This is a genomic window from Tropicimonas sp. IMCC34011, from assembly GCF_003390865.1.
Lineage (GTDB): Bacteria > Pseudomonadota > Alphaproteobacteria > Rhodobacterales > Rhodobacteraceae > Tropicimonas_B.
This window is the reverse complement of record NZ_QMEJ01000001.1, coordinates 1,307,361-1,333,423: the sequence shown is the minus strand read 5'-3', so window position 1 is coordinate 1,333,423 and position 26,063 is coordinate 1,307,361. Positions and strand designations below refer to the sequence as shown.

The window sequence follows — 26,063 nt, the reverse complement described above, 5'->3', positions numbered from 1 at the left end:
TCTTTGATAACGTTCAAAGTAATGCCTAAGCAGCAACAGCAGCTAAGTCCGCACTGCCGACCTTGTGCCGTTGGAAATGCTGCACCACAACTGAATGACCGGTCTGGGGCGCCGCGTGGCAAAATTGGGGCCGGCAAGGAACGGAAGGTTTGGGCCGCAAGCGTCGACCATCTGGATGAGAGCTCGAAGAATGCAGCTGCGTCGGGGCAGGTCGCATTCGCGCCCAGATAACCCAAAGGCGGCATGGCAACTGTTCGCGCCTCCGCCCCGAGATCGAGTGTTTCATTCGAAGACCATCTTGCACGCCAGGCGGCAGTGCTCGTCGACGAGCTCCTGCATGTTGCCCCACGGGAATGCCGGTCGCGCAAGCAGGAGCGAGACGAGGCCGTGGAGGGAAGCCCACAGGCTTTGACTTCGCATCAAGACCGTTTCGGCAGAGAGGTCCGGACGATTCAGCCCGACGATCCGGATCAGATGCCCGAATGCCCGAGGGCCGGGATGATCGGTTTGATGGAACGCGGACACGCTCGGGTCGGCCGGGTCTGGCTTGTCCGCCGGATATTCCAGCATGAAAGCAATCCGGTAGGCATGCGGGTGAGAGAGACCGAACTCGAAATAGCCGCGCACCGCCTTTGCGAGCTGTGTTTCCGGGCTCTCGCCGTCTGCTGAGGATATCGCCTGTTCCAGACGCGCGAACGCCTCGGCCGCGACCTCGTCCTGGATCTGCTGGAGCGAGGCGAAATGCGCATAGAGCGAGGGCTGCGAGATCCCGACCGCCTGCGCGATGCGCCGCGTCGACACCGCGTCCACGCCGTGGCGGGCGAAGAGCGCGCCGGCCGCATCCAGGATCTCATCCCTGCGGTTGCGGCGCCTCGGTGTCCTCTGCTCGGGCGGCATGATCGGTGGTCCCTCCCCCATCCTGGGCTTCCCAACCTAACCCTGCCTGCCGGACCTTGAAAGTATCCCTATCAGCGATAGTTTTACCTATCATTGATAGGACAACGCTTCATGTCGTCGAACGCAGCCGCCTGGCTTGTCGCCCCCCACGAGCTCCTGACCGTTGCCGATGCCCCGCTCGTGCAACCCGAGCCCGGCCAGATCCGGCTGCGGGCTCGCGCGGTCGCGATCAACCCGGTCGACCGTTTCAAGCAGAAGATGGGCAGACCCCTCTACGGCTGGCGGGAATATCCTATGATCCTGGGCTTCGACGTAGCCGGAGAGGTCGAGGCAGTCGGCCCCGGTGTCACGAGGTTCGCGCCCGGTGACCGGGTCGTCGCGCTCGCGACCGGCATGGAGAAATCCCGCAACCGCAACGCCGAGGCGGCCTTTCAGCTTTTCCCGATCGTGCGAGCCGACCTGTCGGCGCCGATCCCGGATGATATGAGCTACGAGGCCGCCGCAGTCCTGCCGCTGGCCCTGTCGACGGCAGCCTGTGGTCTGTTCGCAGAGGATCAGCTTGGCCTCTCCCGGCCCGGCGCCACGCCCGAGGATCAAGGACAGACGGTGCTTATCTGGGGCGGGTCGACCAGCGTGGGATGCAGCGCAATCCAGCTGGCCAAGGCGGCAGGCTATCGGGCCGTCACCACCGCCTCGCCGGCCAATTTCGACTATCTGAAGCGCCTTGGTGCGGACGACGTGCTCGACTACGCGGGCCCGGACGCCGCGGGCCGCGTGGCGCGGGCGCTGCGCGGCCACGAGGTCGCAGGAGCGATCGCGATGGGCGCGGGCTCGGCTCGGGCGTGCATCGAGGTGCTCGGCGTCAGCGCAGGCTCGCGCAAGGTCGCCATGGCGACCTTCCCGCCGGTCGATATCGATGCCCTTCCGGACCGGCCGGGCCCCTGGACGCTCATGACCCGGATGCTGCCCCGCATGGTCGCCGGCATGGCCGGGCTCTCGGTCGCGGCAAAGCGCCGAGGCGTGGCGCGCTCGACCATCTGGGGGACGGCACTGATGGACACTGATCTCGGCCCGGCAACCTTCGAGAGCTTCCTGCCTCATGCGCTGGCGTCGGGTCAGATCGTCGCCGCCCCGCCGCCCTTGATCGCGGGTCACGGGCTGGAGGCGATCGAACCGGGCTTCGAGCGGCAGAAACAGGGGGTCTCGGCTGCCAAGATCGTCGTGACGCTCTGAAGCCGATCTCAGCTTTGAAAGGCGAAATCAAACGACGGCGCATGGACCATGCGCCTTCCTGAACCGTTGGTGTCAAACCTTGCTGAAACGATCGATCGCACGCGCTCCACCAGGCGAGCGACTGCCCCTCGGCCGAGGAGGGACAGCACCGGTCACGCGGGAAGGCTGACGATCATCTCGATTTCAAGCTGCAACTCCGGCTCGGCCAGCACGGACACGCCGATGCCGGTTAGGCTCGGTTGCGCCCCGTTCAGGAAGGCCGCGAGCCGGGTCATGACAATCCCCTGCGTTTCCGGGCGCAGCTCGGTCATGTAGATCCGCATCTGGGCGATCTGCTCCGGGCCCGCGTCCAGCGCCGCCAGGGCATGCGAGAGGTTTTCGATCACGCTGTCGGTCTGCTCGTCCAGATCGGCCGGCACCGCGCCGCCGTCGCGCTGCCACGGGACCTGACCCGAAACGAAGGCGAGCGGACCCGGCGGGGTCACCGAGATCTGGGAGTAACCGACGCGCCCCGCGTCGGGCAGCGATCTGCGAATGGAGTTCGCCGCTGTGATGAAGATGGAGCCCCGGTGACCCGCGCCGCGCTGAACGGGACACGCGTGGACGAGATCCTGACCTTTCTCGCGATCGTCGAGACAGGGAGTTTCGTGTCGGGCAGCCGGAGCATGGGCCTGTCGCGATCCGCCGCCGGCAAGGCCCTGACGCGGCTCGAGGCGCATTGCGGGGCAAGGCTGCTGAACCGGACCTCGCGCGCCCTCAGCCTGACCGAAGAAGGCCGGCGGCTGTATGCCCAGGGGTCGAGCTTCGTAGCACGCTCGACGCGGTCGGTGCCCAGTTCGCGGGCGACGGCGGCGATCCGCGCGGCGAGCTCCGCATCAGCGCGCCGGACGCCCTTGGTCGGCGTCTCGTTCTGCCGGTGGTGAAACGGTTTCTCGAGAGCTGGTTGGAGGGGCAGGTCGAGATGAGCCCGTCGGATGGGGTGACGGACCTCGTCTCGGACGGGGCGGACCTGGCCGTGCGGATCGGCGTCCGTATGCCGAATCCTGGCTTGATCTGCCAGACCCTGCGGCAGGAACCGTTGGTGCTCTGTACCAGTCCCGCCTACCTATCCCGCACCACCGCTCCGACTCGGGTCGAGCATCTGAGCCGACATGATCTGCTCATACATGCCAGCCAGAACATGCGGCAGACCTGGCGGCTGAAGGAAGTCGACGGCACATTGGTGCGGGCCAGCCGGCGCTCTCGCCTGCGACTGGATCCCGGCGAATCTCTTAGGGAGGCGGCATTGGCGGATCTCGGCGTGGCGCCGTTGCCGAAGCGCATCGTTCAGGGCGACTTTGCAGATGGGCGCCTGCGAAGGGTTTTGCCGGAGCGCAACACGGGATCAGTCGAGATCATGGCGCTCTATCCGCACAAGCGCTTGCTCGAGGCGAAGGTGCGTAACTTCGTGGATCTGGACGCCGCGGATCTTGCAATCTGAGCGTTGCATCGATCGGGATCGGGATCGGGATCGGGATCGGGATCGGGATCGGGATCGGGATCGGGATCGGCGCGAGACTGAAGATACTGTGGTATGGCAAGCGAGGATCGGCTCCTCCCGGTCTACCGATGACCCGTTTTGCAGAAGTCAGAAATGTCCTGCATAGTTGAATCCCCCCTACAAACCGATGCTGCGTGAAGGCCCCGACGACCGCATTTTGCGCGCTGAACCGCGGCGCCGGCCCACCATTTGAGAGCCCGCATCGGGCCGACCCCAGACGTGGCCAGCGCTTGGCGTGAAGGTCGGCTCTGGGCCGGGACCGGTCAGCCGCTGAGCCTGGCGCGAACGGCAGCTTTGGGCCGGGTGCGACGGGCGCTGCGTCCCGCCAGGTGTTCGGCTCGCTTCGTCACCGCAAGTCGGCTCCGAGCCCACCCCGGTCATATTGATGCGTCTACACTCGTGGGCAGGAACAGCAGTCGGTAGGACGAGGGGGTCAATCCGGTCCGACTGCGGAAGTGGTAGCGAAACGCGTGCGCGGAGCCAAAGCCAACGGCTTGCGAAACCCCCTCGATGCTAATGTGACCCTCGCACAAGAGCGCCTTGGCAGCCTCTACCCGCTCCGCGATCAGCCAGTCGCCCGGCGTGGTGCCGGTTGCGTCGCGGAACCGGCGCAGAAAGGTTCGCAGGCTCATCCCTCCGTCCCGAGCCATGCGTTCGACCGGCCAATCATCATCCAAGGTCTCGCGCATCCGGTCGAGAAGCGGGGCAATTCCGCCAGTTGGGTGGACCGGCACCGGCCTCTCCAGGAACTGCGCTTGGCCGCCCGTCCGGTGGGCCGGCACGACCAGGCGGCGCGCGACCGAATTGGCCGCTTCAGGGCCAAAGTCCTGTTTGACGATCTCGATCAAAAGATCGATGCCGGCGGCGCTTCCGGCCGAGGTGTAGACTCGGTCATGGCCGCGATAGAGCGACGCTGCATCGACGCGGACCTCGGGGAACCGGGCCTGCAACGCGTCGGCATAGCGCCAGTGCGTCGCGGCGGCCGCCCCGTCGAGCAGGCCGGTCGCGGCCAGCACGAATGCACCAGAGCAAATCGACACCAGTCGAGCCCCACGAGCGTGTGCCGCGCACAACCGGTCGGCCAGAGCCTGCGGTACGACCGCGTCCGCACCCTTCCAACCCGGAACGATGATGATGTCTGCCTCGTCCAGCAAATCCGGTCCCTGGTCGGGAGTAATGCTGAAGCCGCCATGCGCCCGCAGCGGCCCCAGCTCGATTGCGCAGCTGGCAAAGCGATACCAACCCGACCCCATCTCGGGCCGGTCCAGCCCGAACACCTCGGCTACGATCCCAAATTCGAAGGTGCAGAGACCATCATAGAGGAGGGCCGTCACCAACGGACCGGTGGCGTTCGGAGGAGCGGATCGGTTTGGCACAATATTTACGGAGGATGTCATTTCCGCCAATTGCCATGAACGGCCGTACTTCGCCATATCCTCCTGACAACTTGAAAGGATATTCCATGGTGTCTGCCGTAACAGATTTCCCCGCTGCCTCCAGCGACGCCGCGCGCCAGCATTTTGCCGCTGAGTTCGCGTTCGAGACCGACTGCTGGGACGTTCATGACGCTTTGGCCAAGGGGGCGGATTTCGTCCTGCTGGATGTGCGCGGTCCCTCGCTCTACGCCGCAGGACATATCTCCGGCGCCGTTCTTCTGCCGCACGGCAAAATCACCCGCTCGAAAATGAGCGCGTGGCCCGAGGACACGGTGTTCGTCACCTACTGCGCCGGGCCGCATTGCAATGGGGCGGCCCGCGGCGCGCTGCGCCTGGCCGAGCTCGGGCGGCCGGTCAAGATCATGGCCGGAGGCATCACGGGGTGGATAGACGAAGGGTTCAAATTGGTCACGGACGTATAATCCTTCGGGGTGCTCAGCCAGACGATGGCGACCAGCTTCTATCGCTGATCCAAAACCACGCTGCGTTCGAACGCGGCGCAGCGACATTAACGGCGGATGTTCTGGACGACGTGCTGCTGTGTTCCAATCCGCCGGTTCACCTGTTCGTGGCCGACATGGAGGGGTTGGTCGCTTATGCCGCGCTGACGTTCCACTACGCACTCTGGCACGGTCTGTTTGTCGCCCAGCCATGCCGTGGGCTCAAGATCGGCGGCAGCCTTCTCACTAAGGTTGTTCAGTCGGCCCACGAGGCCGAAGCCATCTGGCTGGAATGGCAAACGCCGCGATGGAACACGGCCGCCACGAACTTCTATCTGCGAAATGGCGCGGAAAACTGGAGAAAGAGCGCTTCCGCTTGTCCTTCTGAGCGCCTGCATTGTCCGCTCAGCGGACGTTGGCTGTCGGAGAATGCTGAGCGACGCACGAACGACCGCTTCGGTGAAGCCGCGTCGCGGCATGGTAACCAAGTCCCAAGGTCGGCAATGGGCCGGTAGCGAAGCCACGCGAGGGACGACCAAGTGAACCGCGCCGGGTTTGCCGGAGGCTGATTTTCGTTAGTTACGCGGCCATGTTCTCAGTTCTCTGAGCGGCGTAGAAGTTTGTTTCAGCTTCCGAAGGCGGGATATTTCCGATCGGCTCGAGCAGCCGGCGATTATTGAACCAGTCCACCCATTCGAGGGTGGCGTATTCGACGCTCTCAAAGCTGCGCCAAGGTCCCCGGCGATGGATGACTTGGGCCTTGTAGAGACCGTTGATCGTTTCGGCCAACGCGTTGTCATAGCTGTCGCTCACGCTGCCGACGGACGGTTCTATGCCGGCTTCGCCCAGCCTTTCAGTGTAGCGGATTGACAAGTATTGGGCAGTCTCAACCGGTCGTCGCAACATAGCCATTTTGGGCCTCGAGGAGATAGGTTTCCAGTGCTTCGGCGGGGGTTCTTCAGGCGAGAGTCTTTCGCGGTATGCCGTTGAGAGCGGCGGCTACGGCATGAAGGACATCGGGGGCATGGAGGCTAAGACCGGTGCCCTTGGGAAAGTACTGACGGAGTAATCCGTTGGTGTTCTCGTTCGTGCCCCGCTGCCAAGGGCTTTGAGGATCGCAGAAGTAGACCGGCAATCCGTGATCAATCTTCAGGTCGGCGTGACGCGCCATCTCGGCGCTCTGGTCCCAGGCCAACGAGCGCCGCAGCTGTGCAGGCAAGGTCGTGATCGCAGCGGCGATGGCGCCACGGACGGCTTCGGCGCCATGGCCAGCGAGCGGTGGCCCGTTCTTCACTCGAGGCTCCTCACCGTGCCCCGGCATCGGCGGGAGGTGCAGAAGCATGGTGAACCGCGTCGTGCGCTCGACCAGCGTGCCGATCGCCGAGCGGTTCAGCCCCAGGATCAGATCTCCCTCCCAGTGGCTTGGCATGGGGCGGTCAGCGGCCTCCGGGGGCCGTTCGCTGATCATCACTTCCGGCGTGACGAAAGATTTCCCTCTCCCGGATCTGCGAGCGTGGGGAACGCGCAGGACCCGCCCCGTGCGCAGGCAGGCGGTCAGCTCCCGACGCAGGGCGCCGCGGCCTTGGATGTAGAGCGCCTGGTAGTTGGGCGCCGGGGCGCGGAACTCCGGTTCACCTTGTCCAGAGGGCACGGGGCCTTCTTGTCGGGGATTGTTGTTCGGTGCAGCTTGCCGCGGATGATGCCTTGGATGCCCATGTCTTTCATCAGCCGGGCCACGGTGCAGCGCGCGACAAAGAGGTTTTCTCGGACGAGCTGTCGCCAGACCTTCCAGACGCCGTAGACTCGCCAGTTCTCCTCGAAGACACGGCGGATCTCGGGTCGCAGAGCGGCATCACGGCGGGCACGGTTCGACAACCGCGCCGGATCACCCCGCTTCGACAGGTGGTCGTAGTAGGTGGAAGGGGCGATCGGCAGCACCGTGCAGATCGGCTCGACCCCGTGGGCGCTCCTATGCGCGTCGATGAAATCCACCATCATGTCGACCGGCGGTCGAGCTATCTCGGGCAGTGCTCGAAGCGATGCCGCTTCTGCCTTCGATAATCGCAAAATACGCCGACGCCTTCCTGAGGATCTCGTTCGCCTGGCGCAGCTCCCGGTTCTCTCGCTCGAGCGTCCTCATCTTCTCGGCCACCGAAGCGATCGCCTACCAGCGCGATCCGTGCTGACCCGGATTGTCGAGGACCATGCGCACGGCGCGCTCGCGGACCTCAGCGGAAAACTTGTTCGTCGTCTTGCTCGATGATGACTCCAGTCCACTCAAGAGTTGGAGCCTCCGGCAGACCCGGTGCGGTTCATATGGCCGCTGCAAGGCGATGCATCCGCCGATGCAGCCATACGTTTAAGTCACACGCTTCGGGTTTCGCTTCGATAGCTATCGCAGCATGGGGCCGAGCCGTTTGTGCCTCAACACAAATGAAACTCACCTTTGGTGCTCCGGATCTAGCCATCTAAATTTAAAAGCTACTTTGTCCGCACCGCCGACGTCCAGCCGCCCAAAACGCTGCAGTCTGGATCAATGGGGCCCAGTTGCACGAGGCCTGACCGGGATTCACATCGCGAGTCCAGCAGCAGGCTGGATGCCCGCCCCAACCCGCTACCGCACCCTGAACTGGTGCGCCTACAACGCCTCGCTGAGTGAGCGTGGGTCGTTGACCGTCTGGTTCGACCCTTCGACGCCTTGGCACGCGGCGCCATCGGGCAAACGCGGCGGCCAACCGGTCTAGAGCGACGCCGCGATCCAGGCTTGCCTGACGATCAAGATCCTTTTCAGCCTGCCGCTTGGTCAGACAACGGGCTTCGTCGCGAGCCTTCTGAAGTTGGCGCGTCTCGACTGGCCGGTGCCGGACTTCTCGACGCTCTGCCAACGGATGAAGGTCTTGGCGTGGCGATTGAAAGGGGAAACTCACCCTTCGGGCGTTCCGGCCAACAGAGTCCATCGCCGCGATAGAAGGCAAAAATAGTGCCGAATGGGCCGTGCATCTTTTGCCTAAATATGAAAACTGTATAATGTTGACAATCTAAGTGGGCTATGGCCTTGTGGGCCCGAGAGGTAGAGAGATGCGCGAAACCACCAAGCTCAAGAAGATCCTGGCGCGCCGCGAAGCGGTGATCGTGCCGGGGGTCGCCAACGCCATGTTTGCCAGGATCGTCGAGGCCCAGGGGTTCGAAGCAGTCTACGTCACGGGCGCTGGCATCGCGAACATGCATCTCGGTGCGCCGGATGTCGGTCTGACCACCGTGACCGAAGTAGCCGAGATCACAGCCACGATCCGCGATGCGACCACCGTGCCGCTGATCGTCGACATGGACACCGGCTTCGGCAACGCGGTCAACGTGGTGCGCACCGTCCGGCTGCTGGAGCGGGCCGGCGCGTCCGGGCTTCAGCTCGAAGACCAGGTCTTTCCCAAGAAGTGCGGGCATTTCAGCGGCAAGGAGGTCATTCCTGCCGACGAGATGGTGCAGAAGATCCGCGCCGCCGTCGATGCCCGCGTCGACGGTGACCTGCAGATCATCGCCCGTACCGACGCCCGCGCGATCGAGGGGCTCGACGCCGCGCTTGACCGCGCCTCCGCCTACATCGAGGCGGGGGCCGACGCCACATTCGTCGAGGCGCCGACCGATCTCGACGAGCTCGCGGCAATCCCCGCGCGGCTCGACGTGCCGCAGTTCGCAAACATGGTGCATGGTGGCCGTACCCCTGATCCGGGTCAGAAGCGACTGGCCGAGATGGGCTTTTCGGTCGCCCTTTATGCCAACGCGGTGCTTCAGGCGACCATCCGCGCTGCAAACGACACGCTGGCCGAACTCAAAAGCGAGGGCAGCCTTGCGACACTCGGCGACCGGCTCGCCGGGTTCGAGGAGCGCCAGGCGACCGTGGACAAGGACGCATGGGACGCGCTGGAGGAGCGCTACCGCAAGCGCGGAGAGTGACTGCGCCTGCTGAGACGCGGGGCGAGGCGTGCCCCGCAAGAAGGGGAAGAGGGAGGAGATTCAGATGAAGTACGTTGTGAAGATGATCGGCGCAGCCGCCATAGCGGCGGGGCTCGCCACCGGTGCGGCCGCGCAAGACGACTACCCTAGCAAGCCCGTCACCTGGACCATTCCGTTCGGCGCCGGCGGCGGCACCGACCAGCTCGCCCGTCTGCTCGCGGCCGAGGCCGACCGCATCTTCGGTCAGCGCGTGTCGGTCGAGAACCGGCCCGGCGCGGGCGGTGTCGCAGGCTGGGAGTATATCCTTGATCAGCCGGCCGACGGCTACACGATCTTCAATGCCTCGCCGACGCCGATCATCACCCTGCTGAGCGAGAGCAATCCGCCGATCCAGCCAACTGACATCTCGATCCTCGGCTACCTGACCACCTACTCCTCGCTGATGGTCGGGCAGGAGGACATGTTCCCTGATTGGGACAGCTTCGTCGCGACCACCGAGGAGCGTGGCGTAACCATCGGCGGTACCAACTCCACGCTTCTTGGCATGGCAAACCTGCTTGACCAGGCCGGCGTTGAAGCCGTGCTGGTGCCTTACGCAAGCACTGGCGAGGCGGTGACCGACTATCTTGGCGGCCACATCGACGCCGCCGTGGTGACCGAGGCGACCGCGATGACAATAGTACCCGAGAACGGCCGCGTAATCGTGAATTCCTCGAGCCGGAACCTGCAGCCCGAGATCGAGGAAGCGCTCGGCGGGGACGTCCTGATGGCCGAGGATCTGGGCTTCGACGGCATTGCCTTCCCGCGCTGGGTCGGGGTGCACCCCGACACCCCGGAGGACGTCCAGGCGCGCATCTCAGAGCTGGTCGAGGAAGTCGCCAGCGATCCCACCGTCAAGGAAGCCTTCGCCAAGGCGGGCTCGCCCATCGATTACGTGAGCCGCGAGGAAGCCGCCAAGGACTACTCCTCGCTGGTCGAGCGGATGCGGTCGGCATCTGAGCTGCTGGAGTGAGGCAAGACGACGGCCGGCGCGCATGCGCCCGGCCGTCACTTCTCGGGGGGATATCGACATGACCGGCGCGTTTCGCACCAACCGGCTGGTCGGGGTGGTCCTGACCGCGGCAACCGGCGGCCTTTGCCTGTTTCTCTGGCTCCGGCCGTGGACACACGAGGTCCTGCGCGACGGCTTCACTCTCGGGTTCTTCCCGCTTATCGGCGCGGGCGCGATGCTGATCTGCGCGGCACTGATGATCGTCGATCCGCTGCGCCGCGAGGTGCCCGAAGGTCTTGAGGACGTGCGCTGGTCCGACGTCGGTATCGCCGCGATGATGCTTTTGGGCATCGGGATCTACGCGGTTCTCATGCGGCGCTGGGGCTTCGTGACGGTCACGCCGGTCTTCCTGCTGGTTTACATGTGGTGGCTGGGCGTGCGCCCCCTGCACACCGCCCTCGCGCTTGCAGTGGCACTGCCCATCGCAATCTATGCCCTGTTCACCCTGCTCGGCGTATCGCTGCCGAAGGGTGTCCTGGCCTTCATTCTTTGACGGAGCTCCCGGATGTCTGACGCTCTCTACGAAGCGTTCAGCCTCGTCTTCCAGTTCAAGACGATCCTTTGGCTGATGGCCGGTGTCGCCCTCGGGGTCGGGCTGGGCGCGATCCCGGGCCTGACCGCATCGACGGGTATCGCGCTGGTGCTGCCGCTGAGCTTCACGCTCGACATCGCGGCAAGCCTCGGGCTGCTGATTGGTCTCTACAAGGGCGCGGTCTTCGGCGGCTCGATCTCGGCGATCAGTTTCGCCACACCCGGCTCTCCGGACAGCGCCGCGACGGTCTTCGACGGCTACAAAATGACGAAGTCGGGGAAGGGGCGCAAAGCGATCCTCATGGCGCTCTACAGCTCGGTCACCGGCGACGCAGCCAGCGACATCGTGGTGATCCTCGTAGCGCCCTCCATCGCGCTCCTGGCGCTGCAGTTCGGCCCGACCGAACGGCTCTGGCTGATGGTGCTCGCCATCGCGCTGCTTGGCGCGCTCAGCGGCCGGCATCTTGCCAAGGGGCTGTTCAGCGCCGCGATCGGTCTGTTCCTCGGGACCATCGGGGCCGACCCGGTCAGCAACGTCGCGCGCAACACGTTCGGGCAGGACTGGTTGCGCGACGGCATCCACCTCGTGCCGCTGGTCATCGGCATCTTCGCCATGTCTCAGATGATCGAGCAGGGGCTCGAACTGGTGCGCCGCAAGCGCGTCGTGCAGGAGGCGACGGCCAAGCTTGGCGATCTCTTCGGCAAGAACACCGAGGGACTGAGTTTCCGCGAGTACCTGTCTGCCTGGCGCGAGATGGGCATCGGCATCGGCATCGGCACCTTCATCGGCACTCTTCCGGGGCTGGGTGCCACGGTGGCGGCTTTCCTGTCCTTCGGCATTGCCAAGCAGCTCTTCCCGAAGAAGAAGATCGGCGAAGGCTCTATCTACGGCATCGCCGCGGCAGAGGCCGGCAACAATGCGACCGTCGGCCCGACGCTCGTGCCGCTCCTTGCCTTCGGAATTCCGGGCAGCGCGACGGCGGCCCTGATCGGCGCGGCACTGATGCTGCAAGGGATCACGCCGTCGCCGCGGATGTTCCAGATGTACCCTGAGGTGATCTACGCGCTGTTCATCATCCTGATCCTCGGGAACGTGTTCAACCTAGCGATCGGGCGGTTCTTCGCGTTCTTTTATGCGCGCCTGGGCCAGTTGCCGGGCGAGATCCTCGTGCCGACGATTATGGTCATGGCGGTCATCGGGGCCTACGCCGCGCGCAGCGACCCCTACGACGTACTGATGATGCTGGGACTGGCGTTCATGGGCTTCGGGATGCGCAAGGTCGGGATGCCCGAAGCTCCGCTGATCATCACCTTCCTGATTGCGCCGCTGCTGGAACAGAACCTGCGTCGCGCGCTGCTCATCAACCGGGGCGAGTGGGGTGACGCGCTCTTCGGCTCGCCGGTGGCCATCGGCCTGGCCGGGGGGGCGGTGCTGCTGCTGGTAGTGACGATGCGGATGAACATGGGCAGCCGCCTTGCCCGCTATGGCCGAGAGGAGAAGGAAGAGTCCGCCGGCGGGTCCTGATCGCACGGCGCGGGGGGCACCTGTAAAAGGAGCCGGTTCAGCTTGCGGTGGGCAGCCTTTGAGGCCCCCGTAAGCGTTCGTACCGTCAAGCGTGACGTGCCAAAGGCGTGGTCCGAGGTTCCGGCCGTCTGGATCGCCTGCACGAGGGGATCGGCGCTTGAATGGGAATTCGGGCCGGGCAGCGGCGGCAGCCGATCATGCGGACCTCTCCGGCCTCCGATCCCGCGCTGGGCGTAGAAGTGAATGGACCCGCGCTGTGCATAGCGCGGGCCTGCTCGCTTAGGCCGCCGAGGCGGCGGGGATCAGGACGTGGCCCTCGAACAGCCGCCGCGCGGTCCGGTAAACCGCTCCATGGACGGCATAGGGGCCGTCGTCGCGCGTCTCCACCCTCGCGTCCACGTCGAGCGTACCCGAGGGATGACCGATACGGATCGCGCCGTTGCTAAGCCGCGCGACACGGGCGGGCAGGGTGCCCGGGGTGCGCGCCGCGACGCCAAGGCACAGCCCGCCGGTCAGCGGCGTCGCGCGGTGCGGCTTGCCGATGGAGACCATGCGTACGCAGATGTCGTGATCGTCCGCCGACACGGTCGTGCCTGACAGTGTCTGGTAGTCCTTGGGCGCGCAGACCATTGCCGCCTTGGGGATGGAGGGCAGACGCCCGGCCTCCTCGGCGGTCGCGGCGATGCCCATGGAAACGGCAGCGGCCCTTCGGATCGCCTCGATCGCCGCGCCGAACTCGGTGTCCGCCTCGAGCGCCTCGGGGTGTTCGGTGCCGGCCTTGCCAACGGTCGCCGGCTCGAGGAAGACGCAGGGGTTGGCCGCGTCGATCATCGTCACCTCGATGGTGCCGAGCCCCGGCACCTCGAGCTGCGAGACGGTTTCGCCCCTCGCCGGCAGGAGTTTTCCGGTGCCCGCTCCGCCGGGCTCGAGGAACTCCAGCTTGATGGGCGCCCCAGACCCGGCGACCCCGTCGAGCGTCTGCGTGCCGGCGACGGCGGCGCGGCCGTCCAGCACCGGGAAGCGCGCACGGATGATCTTGGAGGTGTTAGTGTTGTGAATGCGCACCGTGGCCTCGTCGCCTCCAGCGTGTGTCACCAGCCCTTCGTCGAGCGCAAAGGGCCCCATGGCCGAGGACATGTTGCCGCAGTTGCCGCTTTCATCGACTAGGTCGTCGGTGACACCGATCTGGAAGAAGCTGTAATCGATATCGGCGTCGTCGCGGCTGGGCGGGCCGACCACGCAGACTTTCGACAGCGAGGATATGCCCCCACCCATGCCGTTGAGCTGCCGTCCGTTCGGATCGGGCGAGCCCATGGCCTTGCGGAAGATGTCGGCCCACAGCCCGGTGTCGTCGGGCAGATCGCCCCGTCGGAACACGAGCGCCTTGGATGTTCCGCCGCGCATGAAAGTGCAGGGAATACGGATATAACTCATGTCTCCTCCACCAGAAATTGGCCTCTGAAGCTACATGTTTGAACCGAAATACGATAAAGTGTCAACAATTTACACTAATCAGTTTATACGTGGCGCCACCTGCGTTATAGGATAAGGAAACAAATGGCGGCACGAACCAACGAAGGACAACCGAGTGCAGGGATTTGCGAAGAAGGTCGAAGCGAAATCGCTGGTGGATGCAGTCACCGAACGCCTGGAAGAGGCGATCATCGGTGGCGAGCTGGCCCCCGGCGAACGCATCCGGGAACAGACGCTCGCGGCGTCCCTCGGGGTCAGCCGCGGTCCTTTGCGCGAGGCGATCCGACGGCTGGAGGGGCGACGCCTGCTCGACCGGAAGATCAACTTCGGCGTGCGCGTGGCGGAACTCTCGCCGCAGAAGCTCGACGATCTCCTGACGGTGCGCGAAGCCCTCGAAGGCATCGCCTGCCGGATCGCAGCTGATCGAATGAGCGACGCCGAGATCGACGAGATGCGCCGCCTGCTCGACGGTCATGCCGAACAGCGCGAGGTGCGGTCCGGGGAAGGCTACTACGTGGAATCGAGCGATTTCGATTTTCACTCCCGCATCGCCGCCTCGACCCAGAACGAATTGCTGACCTCGATGGTCACGGGCGACCTGTACGACCTGCTGCGGGTCTACCGTTACAAGTCGTCGACCATGGCCGGGCGTGCCGCGCAGGCCTTGGAAGAGCACCGCGCGATCCTCGACGCGCTTGCGGCGCGCGATCCGGAACTGGCAGAGCAGTCGATGCGCACGCACATCCGCAACGCACGCAAGCATGCCAAGCTGGCCTTGGAAAAGGCTGCCGCAGCAGCGCCTGCCGCGGAATAGGGTCCCATCCGGTCGGGTCTCAGTCCGGGCGCAGCGTGGCGGTGAGCGCCGCGAGCTCGTCCGCGCCCATCTCGGCGATCCGGTCCAGCCGGGCATGCAGGTCGGGCGCAACGCCGCCATGGGCCAGGCAATCCCGCGCCTTGTCGGCAAGCCGCGCAGCCGGCGCGGCGCGGCCCCAGATGCCCGGCGGTCCGTCGCACCGGCCCTCAGCCATCCCGCGATCGGTGTCGATCTCCACGTCCACCACCATTCGGTCGAACCGGCCCTCGCGGGCGGGATCGGGCGCGAGGACGACCTTGGGCAGCGTCGGCTCCATGTCCGGTGCGCGGCGCCGCGCATCTGCGAAGGTGTCGAGCGCGACGCGCGCGTCGAGGATTGCCGCGGCGGCGACGTACTGGAAGCTGAACTTGCCGTCGAGCCCGCTCGCCGGGGCGGGGCGATCGACATAGGGCATCGGCGGCGCGACGATACGCACAGCGCGGACCTGCGCGCCCGCGGTCATCTGCCGCCGCGCCGCGAGCGCCGCCTCGATCACGAAATGCGTGCCGTACTGGCTGGGATAGAACTTGTAGGCCGGACCGGGATCGAGGAGCGCGAGGGGCGCCTCGCGGGTCAATTCGTGGGGATCTGCGGCCTCGCCGAAGAAGGCGGCAAGGAACCCGCGCGGATTGCCAAGCGCGTCGGGATCGGCCTGGAACCCGGCCTCGGCCAGCAGCGCAGCGTCGAGCCCGTCCGCCGCCGCGGCCCCGCAGTGCAGAGACTTGGTCATGCTCCCGACGTTGGCGAGGAGCGCGCCGGACCGCGAAGCGGCGATGCCCATGGCGTGCCGCATCCGGTCTGCGTCCAACCCCAGGAGGCAGGCGCAGGCCGCCGCCGACCCGAGCGGGCCCACGAGGCCCGGCGGATGGAACCGCAGGTCCTTGGGGTCGAACTCCTGCGAGGCGCGGCGCAGGCGCAACTGCGCCTCGATCCCGACCGCAAAGGCGGCCAGGAGGTCGCGCCCGGTGACGGCGAGGTCGCTGCGAAGCTCCGCGAGACCCAGAAGCGCCGGTAGGATCGTGGAGACCGAGTGGTTGGCGGGCGACCACATGGGTTCGTAGTCGAGCACGTGCATCGCCGCGCCGCCGGCGCGCACCGCAAGAAGCAGGGGCATCGGTCCGGCGCCGCCGATGGGATGAACGCCGCCCGCGTCGCCGTCCGGACAGACCGACCGCAGCGCGGTCGGCGACGGCTCCTGCGCACCGGCGAGCGCCACCGAGATTCCGTCGACGAACAGCGCGGTCAACTGCGGATGGGCTGCCGGGCAACCGTGGTAAGCGTCCAGCAGGATTCTTGCGAAGGCGTATGTCAGCCCGGCGGTCATGCCCCGCCGAGCGTTCCCATAAGGGTCGCGACATCGTTGTCCTCGAGCCCGAGGATCAGGTCGCGGATGTGGTGCGCGCGACTGTCGTCGATGGCGAGCCCCGCGTTCATCATGTATTTCTTGGTCACGCCGTCGACGTCGAGCTGCCGTTCGCCCGCACCGGAGTTCACCGGCACATGGGCTTCGAGCACGCGACCGTCCGACAGCGTCACCTTGACCCCGCCCGAGAAGTAGTCGGGCCAGCGGGTGTCGGGGTCGACCTCGCAGGAACACCGCGCGGCCACGGCGCGCGTGTCGGCATCGGCCAGCGCCGCATCGGTCAGGTCCGGCAGTCCGAACCTGCCGCGCAGGAGCATTGCCGCGACCACGAAGGGGGCGCTGAACTTCGCCTCGTACTCGTTGGTGGCGTTGCGCTTTTGCTCGATCGGCTCCGCGACGATGGGCAGGGTGTCCTTGGGCAGGCGGATCTCGACCTTGGTGATCTCCGTCCCGCCGATCTGCGGATGCAGCTCTGCCGCGGCATCGGCCGCGCCGTGGATGAAGTGACACACGGGGTAGGGCTTCAGCGCCGTGTCGGCCATCATCCATCGCTCGCCCAGACCGTCGGTCAGGTAGCTGTAGTCGACGTTCTCGGCATGCTCGTGAAGATGGGTGTGAAACAGCCCGAAGCGGCCTTCAAAGACGCGGGTCGGGGCCTTGAAGCCGCTCTGCGCCAGCGTCGCCGCGGTGATGCCCGCCGCCGCCGCCCAGCCGGGATGGAGGCGTTTGGTCCACGCGCCTTCCTCGAGGAAAACCTGGATGCCCGAGGCGGTGCTGCCCGCGATGCCCATGGCGGCGACGTGCTGCGCGGCATCGCTGCCCATCAGCCGCCCGGCCGTCACGGCCGAACTGAAATGCGCGATCACGCCGGTTGCGTGGAAGCCGGTGTGGTGGAACCCGGCCTGCACCGCCGCGCCGATGCGCACCGCGATTTCCATCCCGATGCAGTAGGCGGCGAGCGCCTCGCGCCCCGAGGTGGCCCTCGCCTGTCCGATGGCCAGCATCGTGGGCATCACCGCGGCGGTCGGATGCACGATGGCCTGCTGGTGGGTGTCGTCGAAGTCGAGCCCGTGGATCAGCACGCCGTTGGCCATGGCCGCGTCGCGCAGCGTGCCGGTGACGTTAGAGCCGATAATCGCCGAGGACCCCTCGCCGAGGGCGCACACGGCGTCGATGGTCGGCCCGGCGAAGGGGAACTGCGTGGAGGCAAGGCCCAGGCCCGCGCCGTCAAGGATATGCAGCCGCGCGCGATCGAGCACGTTGGCGGGAATGTCCTCGAAGCGCAGGTCCGCGGCGAAGCGCGCCAGCGCGTCGGAAGGGCCGGTTTTAGCGGTCGTGGTTTGGGCGGTGTCGAGTGGCGCCATGGCGGGATGACTCTCCTTGCGGGTACACCCAATGAGTAGACGCACTACACCTCATTTGTAAACTGTTGACATTTTTCTTGGGATGCCCTTTTTTGCGCAGCGACCGGGGCGGCATCTGTGCCGCTCGTCTCGTGGGATGCAAAGGGAGTTGGAGACATGCCGGATTATGATGTGATCGTTGTGGGCGCCGGAAACGCGGCGCTGGCCTCGGCGGTATCGGCGAAGGAAAACGGAGCCGAGCGCGTCGTGGTCCTCGAGAAGGCGCCGCGTGAGATGCGCGGCGGAAACACCCACTGGTCCGGGGGCGTCCTGCGCTTCGCCTTTGACGAGCCCGAAGAGATCGGGCCGCTCGTGCCGAACGCCTCGGAAGAGATCGAGAACTTCTACGAAGGCATCATGCCTTACCCGCGCGAGGACTATCACGGCGACCTGATGCGGGTCACCGGCGGCCGCACCGACCCCGTTCTGTCGCGCATCCTCGTCGACAATTCCAAGGACACGGTGTTCTGGATGAACGAGGTCGGCAAGGTTCCCATGGAACCGGCGCTGTCGCTGTCGGCCGTGAAGAGGGACAACAAGGTGATCTGGGCGCGCGGCCTTGTGGTGCGCGCAAAGCACGAAGGTGTCGGCCTTTCGAAGTCGTGGTTCAAGACTGCCGAGGCGATGGGCATCGAGATCCGCTACGGCACCGCGGCGCGGTCGCTCGTTCAGGGTGACGACGGGCGCATCTCGGGCGTGAAGATCCGCGACAACGAGGGCGTCAAGACGCTGACCGCCCACGCGGTGATCATGGGCTGCGGTGGCTTCGAGGCCAACGTGCAGATGCGCACACAGCATATCGGCGTGAACATCGGCGGCGCAAAGGTGCGTGGCACGCCCCATAACCAGGGCGACGGCCTGAAGATGGCGATGGACGTCGGCGCCATGCCCTGGGGCCAGTGGTCGGGTTGCCATGCGACCCCGATCAGCGCCGACTGGGGCGAATTCGCGCCGCGCGAGATGACCGACCGTTCGAACCGTCTGAGCTACGTCTACTCGGTGATGCTGAACCGCAAGGGCAAGCGCTTCGTGGACGAGGGCGAGGATGCGGCGCTCTTCACCTACGCCAAGTTCGGCCGCGCGATCCTTGCCGAGCCGGGCGCGAAGGCCTGGCAGATCTTTGACAGCAAGGTGCTGCACCTGCTCGAGCCACGCTACTCGACCTCGGACCCGATCGTCGCAGACACGCTAGAGGACCTGGTCGACCAACTCGACTTCGAGGACCCCAAGCAGGCACTGGCCACGCTCAAGGAGTACAACGAGCACGGCCGTGACGAGGACGAGGGCTACGATCCCTCGCGCAAGGACTCGCTGGCGACGAAGGACGGACTGGAGCTGCCCAAGACGAACTGGGCCCTCAAGCTCGACAAGCCGCCGTACCATGCCTACAGCGCGACCGGCGGCATCACCTTCACCTTCGGCGGCCTGAAGATCACCGAGGACGCGCAGGTGGTTGGAACCGACTGGCGCGGGATCGATGGTCTCTACTGCTGCGGCGAGATGGTTGGTGGCCTCTTCTACGACAACTATCCCGCAGGCACCGGCCTCGTGTCTGGCGCGACCTTCGGCCGGATCGCCGGGCGCAGCGCTGCGCAGGCCGCGGCAGAGGCCGCCGGCAAGGCCAAGGCGGCGTAAGGGGAGGACACCTCATGGCGGACACCGATCCGATTGCACTACGGCTGGCGCGGAACATCCGCGCCGTCACCCACGACGCCCTGAGCCCGAAGGCGCGCACCCGTGCTGTCATCGGGATCGTCGACACGGTGGGCGTGACGCTCGCTGGGGCCGGGGAGGACTGCGTGCAGCTCCTCCTCGCCACGCCGGGCGTGGCTGAACACGACGGCCCGTCCGCGCTGATCGGCGGCGCCAAACGGGTCTCGATGCTCGACGCGGCGCTGATCAACGGCACCGCGTCCCATGCGCTCGACTACGACGACTTCTCGTCGGTCTTCGGCGGGCACCAGTCGGTGCCGCTGGTTGCGCCGCTGTTCGCGCTGGCCGAAGCCGAGGGCAAATCCGGCCGGGAGGTCATTACCGCCTATGCCGCCGGGGTCGAGACCGAGATTCGGCTGGCCCGCGCGGTGCACTGGCACCACTACGACAAGGGCTGGCACCCGACGGCCACGCTTGGCACCATCGCCGCCGCGGGAGCCTGCGCGCGCCTTATGAAACTCGACGAGGACGCGACAGCGACGGCGTTGTCCATTGCAGCGTCTCAGTCGGCGGGCCTGAAAGCCAACTTCGGCACGATGACCAAGCCGCTGCACATTGGCAACTGCGCGCGGGCGGGCCTGCTGTCGGCACTGCTGGCGCGGCAGGGCTACACCGCCAGCGCGCGCGCCTTCGAGCACGACCAGGGTTTCTTCGAGGTGTTCAACGGCGCGGGCAACTACGACGCGGAGAAACTCTTCGAGGGATGGAGCGCGCCGTGGGAGCTCGAGGACGACGGTCTCGCGCTCAAGCTCTGGCCCTGCTGCGGCTCCACACATGCAGCCATCGCGGCGGCACTCGACCTGCGCAAGGACGAGGGTCTGACGGCCGACGATATTGTTCGCATCGAGGTGCTGCCGCATCCCCGCCGGCTCAAGCACACCGACGCGCCGCACCCCAGGACCGCGCTCCAGGCGAAGTTTTCGGTGCAGTACGTGGTGGCGCGGGCTCTGGCGGACGGGGCGGTCACGCTGCGCGACTTCGAGGAGGACCGCATCGCCGAGCCGCGCATCGCGGCACTGCTCGACAAGCTCGTGGCCAAGGGACATCCCGAGATGGGTGACAGCACCGACGGACAGTGGGCGGCCGAGGTGAAGGTCGAGACCACCGACGGGCGGCACCTCTCAAAGCGCATCGACGACCTTATGGCCGGCGGGCGGACCATGCCGGCCGCGCCTTCGGCGCTGGAGGACAAGTTCGAGGACTGCGCCAAGCGCGCGCTGCCTGAGGACCGCATCTTCTCGCTGTTCGAGCGGATGGAGACCTTCGAGTCGGTGACCGACATGGCCGCGCTCGGACGAATGCTCCTGGCCCCCGCCGTGAAGGCCGAGAAGGAACGCATCTCGGCTGCGACGGGCGAGGATGCCGACCGGCTCGCAGAGACCCAGTGGGTTCCCTGACCTACAACCGGTTCTGACGCCGACGCGGGCCATCTCCGAAAGGGGGTGGCCCGTTTCCGTTGCGCCCGGGGCACCGTCCCGGCCTTTGGCGCGCGGCGGTGCTGCGGTTTGGGGCAGGGTGTGGCGGTCGCGCCCTGACTGCTCGCGAACGGCGGTTCGAGGGGGATGCGCATCGCCGGGCCGGTGGGGGTCGGCCCGGTGACGGGCGCCGAAGATCGGCGCGGCGTCGGGCTTAGCGGGCTCCCCTCTGGCACGATGCGTTCGATGTCGCCGGGTCTAGGCGGCGATCGCGGCGCGGAGCGCCTCGATCACGTGGTCGGCGACCTCGATCTCTGCGGAGGCGCGGCGCGCCTCGCGCTCGTCATAGGACCGGTCGAAGGGCATTCGCGGCGCGCCGGCGCCGTCCAACGGTTTCGCGCCGCGTACCTCGTCGGCGTAGGCGTCCACATGCTCGCGGAGCGCGTCGGTGCCGATCAGCAAGTCCGGCGACATGAACATCAGGAACAGTGAGCAGTCCGACAGTGGGTCCGGCCGCAGTTGCGATCCCGAAAGCAGGCCAAACAACTGGATCATCGTGCCAAGCGCGGACCCCTTGTGACCGCCCCAGACGGCGAAGGCCCCCGCGAGGCCCTCGGCCGGATCGCGGGTCGGTACGCCGTCGGCCGTCCACGCAATGCCCTCCGGCAATTCTTGCCCGAGCCGGCGCGCCAGCGTGGCCTCCGAGATCATGATCGACGCCACGCCGGTGTCCATGATCACCGGCCGGTCGCGGCCCGGAAAGCCGAAGGCGATCGGATTCGTGCCAAAGCGCGCCTCTGAGCTGCCCGCGGGCGCCACGCGCCAATCCGAACTGCCGGCGGCCATAGCGATCATGCCGCGCTGCGTGGCCATTTCCATGTAGTGCGCGAACATCCCGGTGAACCAGGTGTTGGTCAGGCCGGCAACCGCGATCCCGCTTTCGGCGGCCTTTGCGAGCCCCATGGTCGTCGCGCGATGCCCGACGAGGTAGCCCGCCTGGCCGCCGCCATCGAGCAGCACCGATACCGGTGTCTCCTTGATCACGCGGATCGGGTAGCGCCCCTCGGGCCGCTTGCGGATGCGCTCCATCACCGACAGCGCCCGCGCCAGCCCGCCGTAATCCTGTCCGCGCAATTCGCAGTCCATCAGGTGGTCGGCGATGATCTCGGCCTCCTCGGGCGAATGTTCTACCGCCAGCATCGCCTCGACCACCATGGCGCGCGCTTCTTCAAGCGTCAGTTTCATGTCCGTCCTCCCTCAAATTCCGTGCATTGACAGAAGATAGTAAACTGTTGACAGTTTGCGTAAAGGGGGGGAGTCATGAGACGTTTCGTGGACACGAGGATGGGGCAGGTCTGCTGCCACGAAGAGGGGCAGGGCGCGCCGCTTCTGATGATTCACCAGTCCGGACAGTCCGCGCGCATGTTCTTCGAGGCGCTCCCGCTTCTTGGCCGGACCCGCCGCGCGATCGCCATCGACCTTCCCGGCTTCGGATTGTCCGACTCGATGCCCGAGGGCGCGAGCATGGCAGACCTTGCCGATCTCTGCGTCGATGTGCTCGACGCGTTGGGGATCGCGCGCGCGGATGTCTACGGGCATCACTCCGGCAACAAGATCGCGACCGAACTCTCCGTCCGCGCGCCGGACCGCGTGAAACGCCTCGTCCTGGCCGGTCAGAGCCACAGCATTATCGCGGACCGCGATGCGCGTAACGCGGCGATCGCAAAGTTCACGTCGCCCCATACAGCGCTTGCCGCGATCGACGATCCCGTTGCCGCGGCGGCCGAGAAGTGGATGCGTACGCTCTCCACGGTGTCCTCCGCCTGGACCCAGCCGGGGGCTGCGTCGTCGGATGAGGTGCGGCGCCATGCCCGTCGGCAGGCGCTCGACGCCATCGACGGGGCAGAGGGATCGGCGCGGCTCTACGCCGCCAATACCGCCTACGACCTTGGCCAGGGTTACACCCGGATCCCGGTCGAGACCCTTCTGATCGAGATCGTCACCGACGAGGAGGACGAGATGATCGGCCGACAGGGTGCGCCGGTCTGCGCGCTCATCCCGAATGCCAGGCTGGCCGAGATCTCTGCGCCGAACGGGGACGGCGTGACACTCGAATGGCAGGCGCAAGACCTTGTCGGCTGCCTGGAAGAATTTCTGGGAGAGCCCGACGACAACACTTGATCGATACCGCAGACGTGTTACAAAAAATGCCAACTGTAAAATGTCTACAGTTGTGGAGGAGGTCAGAATGAAACTGTCGAAACTGCTTTGCGCGACTGCGCTTGTAAGCGCCGCCGCGGTAGCTGGGCCCGTCGTTGCTCAGGAGGACATTCCTGAAATGACGCTGCGCTGGGCACATTTCGCGCCCGACGCCTGGGGCTCGGCGCAGGCCGAACAGCTCTTCGCGAAAGAGATCGAGGAGCGCACGGACGGCAAGGTGAAGATCCGGTTCTTCTGGAACGGCTCGCTTGGCGGTCCGGCAGAGCTGATGGAGCTGGCGCAGTCCGGCGCCGTCGATTTCGCGAGCTTCCCGCCGACCTACTATCCCGCTCAGTGGCCGATGATCGGGCTGACCAACAGCCTGCCGATGACCTGGCAGGACGCCTCCACCGCCATGGACGTGCAAGAATACCAGATCGAGAATAACGCCGCCGTTCAGCAAGAGCTCGAGGACAACGGCCTCAAGATTGTCCTCGTCCACGGCCTGCCGCCCTACCGGCTACAGTGCACCACGCCGGTCGAGACCATCGACGACCTGCAGGGCCTGCGCATCCGTACCTTCGGCGACTGGCCGCCCTACGTCATGCAGGAGCTTGGTGCGGTGCCGGTCAGCGTGACGCTGGGCGAGGTCTACGAGGGCCTGCAGCGCGGCAGCCTCGACTGCGGCTATAACCCGGTCGAGAACGCCGGCTTCCTGAAGCTCTACGAGGTCGCGCCCTACTGGAGCACGATCAACTTCGGCGCCATCGCCGCCTATTCGTCCTTCACCAGTCAGGCGAACTGGGACAGCTGGCCGCAGAGTCTCAAGGACATCATGGCCGAAGCCTACGATGTGGCCATCGAGTTCGAGAAGGGCAACTTCGACAAGCTGGCCGAACAGCACATGGCCGACGCCCGCGACGCCGGCGCCGAAGAGATCACCTTCAGCGAGCAGGAAGAGCTGAACGCCCGCTTCCCCGACATGCTGACCACCTGGCAGGAAGCTATGTGCGAGCGTGACATGTGCGAGCAGGCGGAAAGCGTCGTCGCTGACACCAAACAGGTCATGGAAGAAATTGGCGGCTCCATGAGCGCCGAGGGCGAAAGCCAGTGACTGAAGACGGTTCGCTACGACATCCCGGCGCGGACCCCAGCATGACGCCGGGGTCCCCCCAGGGGGCCCCGGTCTTGATCAGCCGGGTCATGGGCTGGATCACCCGGGGCGCGCTCGCCCTCGCAGCGGTTTCGGTGGCGGCGATCGTCGTCATCGGCACCTGGGACACAGTTGGGCGGATCCTCGGACATCCGCTGCTCGGCTCCGTCGAGATGACCGAGTCGCTGCTTGCGGCCACGATCTTTCTCGCGCTGCCCTTCGCGCAGCGTGAATATCGCCACGTGGTCGTGGATATCGTGATCCAGAACCTGCCCAAGGTCACCGAGCGTCCGCTGAACATAATCGCGCTGGTCTTTACTCTGGGCGCCTTCGGCCTGCTGTTTCTGCAGAGCTACGAAGGGGCGCACCGGGCCTACGCCGTCGGCGAGGTGTCCTCGGGCTCCGTCCGGGTGCCCGTGTGGCTTGCCAAGATTTTCGCCAGCATCGGCCTGCTGATCGCCACCGTGGAGACCGCGCGGCAGCTCGTCTTCACCCTGTTCTGGCCCGATCTCGAACTTCGCGCGATCGCGACCGACCCTGAAACCGGTACGTCGGAAAGCGACTGATGGATCCTTTCTCTATAGCCTTGTTAAGCATCTTCGGGATGCTCGCCCTGATGGCGCTCGGCATTCCTGTTGCCGCCGCGATGATCTCGGCCTCGGCCGTCGGTCTCTGGGCGAGCGTCGGACCGGGCTTCACGCTTACAACCTTGACAACGCTCCCGTTCGCGACCGCGAGCTCCTACAATTTCGCCGCCGTCCCGACCTTCGTGGCGATGGGCATCATCGCCGGATCGACGGGCATCGTCTCGGACATATACCGCTCGGCGGACATGTGGCTCGCGCGGATGCGCGGCGGGCTCTACTTCGCCACGACATGTGCCTCGGCGGGGTTCTCGGCGATCAACGGCTCGACGATCGTGGGCGCTGCGCTGTTTACCCGCATCGCGCTGCCCGAGATGATCAAGCTCGGCTACGACAAGGCCGCCTCGGCCGGTTCGATCGCCGCGGCAGGCACCTTTGCCGCGATGATCCCGCCCTCGATCACCATGGTCCTCTACGGCGTGCTGACCAACGAATCCATCGGTCAGATCCTGATCGCCGGCGTTCTCCCCGGTCTGCTGACCGCGGTCATCTACATCATCGGCATCATGATCTTCGTGCGGGTGTTCCCGCACTGGGCCCCGCCGTCCGACCGCCGCTTCCCGCTGGGCGAGCGCATCCGCAGCCTCAAGACCGTCTGGCCGATCCTCGTTATCGCATTCATCGTGGTCGGTGGCATCTACTCGGGCCTTGTCTCGCCTTCGGCGGCGGGCGCGGTGGGGGCCATGGCGGCGCTGCTCGTCACCATAGTGATGCGACGCATGAACGTGCGTACCTTCGGCCAGGCCATGGCTGACAGCGCCTCGACCACCGCGGTGATGTTCTTCATCGTGATCGGCGGGCTTGCCTTCTCGCGGCTGCTGCTGATCACCGGCTTCGTCGATGACGTGCTGACCGGGATCGAGGCGATGGAGCTTTCGGCCTTCGTGCTGCTGCTGGTCATGATCAGCATCTACCTGGTGCTGGGGATGCTCATGGACCCGGTGTCGATGATGGTGATGACGGTGCCCATCGTGCACCCGATCGTCACCGGCCTCGGCTACGACCCGATCTGGTTCGCGATCATCATGGTCAAGCTGATCGAGCTGTCGTGCATAACGCCACCAGTTGGCCTGAACCTCTTCGTGGTGGCGGGAACGACGCGCGGACTGGTGTCCATCAAGGACGTATTCCGCGGGGTGCTGCCCTTCATCTTCCTCGAGATCGTGGTGCTCACCATCCTTATCGCGTTCCCGCAGATCGTCCTGATCCTGCCGACGCTGATGCTGCGATGACCGAAGCCCCG

23 protein-coding genes, 4 pseudogenes and 1 other annotated feature are annotated in these 26,063 nt (G+C 65.9%); of the genes and pseudogenes, 17 read left to right on the top strand and 10 right to left on the bottom strand.

Going from position 1 to position 26,063, the window contains the following annotated elements; genetic code table 11:
• Window positions 1–282: 282 nt before the first annotated feature.
• Entirely contained in the window at window positions 283–897 is a 615-nt protein-coding gene (locus DQG15_RS18780) for a TetR/AcrR family transcriptional regulator (RefSeq protein ID WP_304466039.1), read from the bottom strand.
• 111 nt (window positions 898–1,008) lie between these two features.
• Here DQG15_RS18780 and DQG15_RS06375 point away from each other — a divergent pair, with 111 nt between their 5' ends.
• Window positions 1,009–2,130, top strand: coding sequence for a zinc-binding alcohol dehydrogenase family protein (locus DQG15_RS06375; RefSeq protein ID WP_116083612.1), 1,122 nt, complete (start codon window positions 1,009–1,011; stop codon window positions 2,128–2,130).
• A gap of 152 nt (window positions 2,131–2,282) precedes the next feature.
• Here DQG15_RS06375 and DQG15_RS18565 read toward each other — a convergent pair whose 3' ends face one another.
• Window positions 2,283–2,654 carry a RidA family protein gene (locus DQG15_RS18565; protein ID WP_255415107.1) on the bottom strand — a complete coding sequence of 124 codons (372 nt, stop codon included), beginning with the start codon at window positions 2,652–2,654 and terminating at the stop codon, window positions 2,283–2,285.
• A gap of 45 nt (window positions 2,655–2,699) precedes the next feature.
• Between DQG15_RS18565 and DQG15_RS18375 the strand changes: the two genes are divergently transcribed.
• On the top strand, window positions 2,700–3,053 hold the full coding sequence (locus DQG15_RS18375) for a LysR family transcriptional regulator (RefSeq protein ID WP_232830726.1): 354 nt from the start codon (window positions 2,700–2,702) through the stop codon (window positions 3,051–3,053).
• Window positions 3,005–3,610, top strand: a complete 606-nt coding sequence (locus tag DQG15_RS18370) for a substrate binding domain-containing protein (protein ID WP_232830741.1) — start codon at window positions 3,005–3,007, stop codon at window positions 3,608–3,610. Before DQG15_RS18375 ends, DQG15_RS18370 begins: the two co-directional genes overlap by 49 nt.
• Before the next feature lie 437 nt (window positions 3,611–4,047).
• Here the strand turns inward: DQG15_RS18370 and ftrA are convergent, their stop codons facing one another.
• On the bottom strand, window positions 4,048–5,103 hold the full coding sequence (gene ftrA, locus DQG15_RS06360) for a transcriptional regulator FtrA (RefSeq protein WP_232830725.1): 1,056 nt from the start codon (window positions 5,101–5,103) through the stop codon (window positions 4,048–4,050).
• A gap of 14 nt (window positions 5,104–5,117) precedes the next feature.
• On the opposite strand from ftrA, the gene DQG15_RS06355 reads away from it, so the two are divergent.
• The gene (locus DQG15_RS06355) at window positions 5,118–5,528 is read left to right on the top strand and encodes a rhodanese-like domain-containing protein (RefSeq protein ID WP_232830724.1); all 411 of its coding nucleotides are present in this window, start codon (window positions 5,118–5,120) and stop codon (window positions 5,526–5,528) included.
• Window positions 5,529–5,638: 110 nt separating this feature from the next.
• Complete coding sequence (locus tag DQG15_RS06350) at window positions 5,639–6,061, top strand: GNAT family N-acetyltransferase (protein ID WP_116083608.1); 423 nt, start codon at window positions 5,639–5,641, stop codon at window positions 6,059–6,061.
• Between the two features lie 64 nt (window positions 6,062–6,125).
• Here DQG15_RS06350 and DQG15_RS06345 read toward each other — a convergent pair.
• From DQG15_RS06345 to DQG15_RS18835, 3 pseudogenes are all read right to left on the bottom strand, one after another.
• Window positions 6,126–6,428: pseudogene (locus DQG15_RS06345) on the bottom strand (integrase core domain-containing protein); the annotation flags it as partial.
• 4 nt (window positions 6,429–6,432) lie between these two features.
• A pseudogene (locus DQG15_RS06340) lies at window positions 6,433–7,149 on the bottom strand (IS30 family transposase); the annotation flags it as partial.
• Window positions 7,150–7,752: pseudogene (locus DQG15_RS18835) on the bottom strand (IS3 family transposase); the annotation flags it as partial.
• Window positions 7,467–7,621, bottom strand: a sequence feature (AL1L pseudoknot). It overlaps the preceding pseudogene by 155 nt.
• Window positions 7,753–8,143: 391 nt before the next feature.
• Between DQG15_RS18835 and DQG15_RS06330 the strand changes: the two are divergent.
• From DQG15_RS06330 to DQG15_RS06310, 5 genes and pseudogenes are all read left to right on the top strand, one after another.
• Window positions 8,144–8,449, top strand: a pseudogene (locus DQG15_RS06330) (transposase); the annotation flags it as partial.
• Window positions 8,450–8,624: 175 nt separating this feature from the next.
• The gene (locus DQG15_RS06325; protein WP_116083606.1) at window positions 8,625–9,497 is read left to right on the top strand and encodes an oxaloacetate decarboxylase; all 873 of its coding nucleotides are present in this window, start codon (window positions 8,625–8,627) and stop codon (window positions 9,495–9,497) included.
• 64 nt (window positions 9,498–9,561) lie between these two features.
• Window positions 9,562–10,509, top strand: coding sequence for a tripartite tricarboxylate transporter substrate binding protein (locus tag DQG15_RS06320; RefSeq protein ID WP_116083604.1), 948 nt, complete (start codon window positions 9,562–9,564; stop codon window positions 10,507–10,509).
• Window positions 10,510–10,567: 58 nt separating this feature from the next.
• Window positions 10,568–11,041 carry a tripartite tricarboxylate transporter TctB family protein gene (locus DQG15_RS06315; RefSeq protein WP_157968919.1) on the top strand — a complete coding sequence of 158 codons (474 nt, stop codon included), beginning with the start codon at window positions 10,568–10,570 and terminating at the stop codon, window positions 11,039–11,041.
• Window positions 11,042–11,053: 12 nt separating this feature from the next.
• Window positions 11,054–12,604, top strand: coding sequence for a tripartite tricarboxylate transporter permease (locus DQG15_RS06310; protein WP_116083601.1), 1,551 nt, complete (start codon window positions 11,054–11,056; stop codon window positions 12,602–12,604).
• A gap of 279 nt (window positions 12,605–12,883) precedes the next feature.
• Here DQG15_RS06310 and DQG15_RS06305 read toward each other — a convergent pair whose 3' ends face one another.
• On the bottom strand, window positions 12,884–14,038 hold the full coding sequence (locus tag DQG15_RS06305) for a 2-methylaconitate cis-trans isomerase PrpF family protein (protein ID WP_116083600.1): 1,155 nt from the start codon (window positions 14,036–14,038) through the stop codon (window positions 12,884–12,886).
• 154 nt (window positions 14,039–14,192) lie between these two features.
• Between DQG15_RS06305 and DQG15_RS06300 the strand changes: the two genes are divergently transcribed.
• Window positions 14,193–14,891, top strand: a complete 699-nt coding sequence (locus DQG15_RS06300) for a GntR family transcriptional regulator (protein ID WP_116083598.1) — start codon at window positions 14,193–14,195, stop codon at window positions 14,889–14,891.
• Between the two features lie 19 nt (window positions 14,892–14,910).
• On the opposite strand, the gene DQG15_RS06295 is transcribed toward DQG15_RS06300, so the two are convergent.
• Both DQG15_RS06295 and DQG15_RS06290 read right to left on the bottom strand, forming a co-directional pair.
• Entirely contained in the window at window positions 14,911–16,254 is a 1,344-nt protein-coding gene (locus DQG15_RS06295) for an MmgE/PrpD family protein (protein ID WP_116083596.1), read from the bottom strand.
• Window positions 16,251–17,657, bottom strand: coding sequence for an MmgE/PrpD family protein (locus DQG15_RS06290; protein WP_116083595.1), 1,407 nt, complete (start codon window positions 17,655–17,657; stop codon window positions 16,251–16,253). The genes DQG15_RS06295 and DQG15_RS06290 overlap by 4 nt, the downstream gene beginning before the upstream one ends.
• A 156-nt stretch (window positions 17,658–17,813) precedes the next feature.
• Here DQG15_RS06290 and tcuA point away from each other — a divergent pair, with 156 nt between their 5' ends.
• The gene (gene tcuA, locus DQG15_RS06285) at window positions 17,814–19,331 is read left to right on the top strand and encodes an FAD-dependent tricarballylate dehydrogenase TcuA (protein ID WP_116083593.1); all 1,518 of its coding nucleotides are present in this window, start codon (window positions 17,814–17,816) and stop codon (window positions 19,329–19,331) included.
• A 14-nt stretch (window positions 19,332–19,345) separates the two neighbouring features.
• Window positions 19,346–20,806, top strand: a complete 1,461-nt coding sequence (locus DQG15_RS06280) for an MmgE/PrpD family protein (protein ID WP_116083591.1) — start codon at window positions 19,346–19,348, stop codon at window positions 20,804–20,806.
• A gap of 276 nt (window positions 20,807–21,082) precedes the next feature.
• Here DQG15_RS06280 and DQG15_RS06275 read toward each other — a convergent pair whose 3' ends face one another.
• A complete protein-coding gene (locus DQG15_RS06275; protein WP_116083590.1) occupies window positions 21,083–22,069 on the bottom strand; it encodes an Ldh family oxidoreductase in 987 nt (328 codons plus the stop codon).
• A 75-nt stretch (window positions 22,070–22,144) separates the two neighbouring features.
• Here DQG15_RS06275 and DQG15_RS06270 point away from each other — a divergent pair, with 75 nt between their 5' ends.
• The 4 genes from DQG15_RS06270 (at window position 22,145) to DQG15_RS06255 (ending at window position 26,052) form a co-directional block, all read left to right on the top strand.
• Complete coding sequence (locus DQG15_RS06270; protein WP_116083588.1) at window positions 22,145–23,005, top strand: alpha/beta fold hydrolase; 861 nt, start codon at window positions 22,145–22,147, stop codon at window positions 23,003–23,005.
• Between the two features lie 67 nt (window positions 23,006–23,072).
• On the top strand, window positions 23,073–24,137 hold the full coding sequence (locus DQG15_RS06265; RefSeq protein ID WP_157968918.1) for a C4-dicarboxylate TRAP transporter substrate-binding protein: 1,065 nt from the start codon (window positions 23,073–23,075) through the stop codon (window positions 24,135–24,137).
• 89 nt (window positions 24,138–24,226) lie between these two features.
• Window positions 24,227–24,742, top strand: coding sequence for a TRAP transporter small permease (locus tag DQG15_RS06260; RefSeq protein ID WP_232830722.1), 516 nt, complete (start codon window positions 24,227–24,229; stop codon window positions 24,740–24,742).
• The gene (locus DQG15_RS06255; RefSeq protein ID WP_116083583.1) at window positions 24,742–26,052 is read left to right on the top strand and encodes a TRAP transporter large permease; all 1,311 of its coding nucleotides are present in this window, start codon (window positions 24,742–24,744) and stop codon (window positions 26,050–26,052) included. Before DQG15_RS06260 ends, DQG15_RS06255 begins: the two co-directional genes overlap by 1 nt.
• Window positions 26,053–26,063 lie beyond the last annotated feature (11 nt).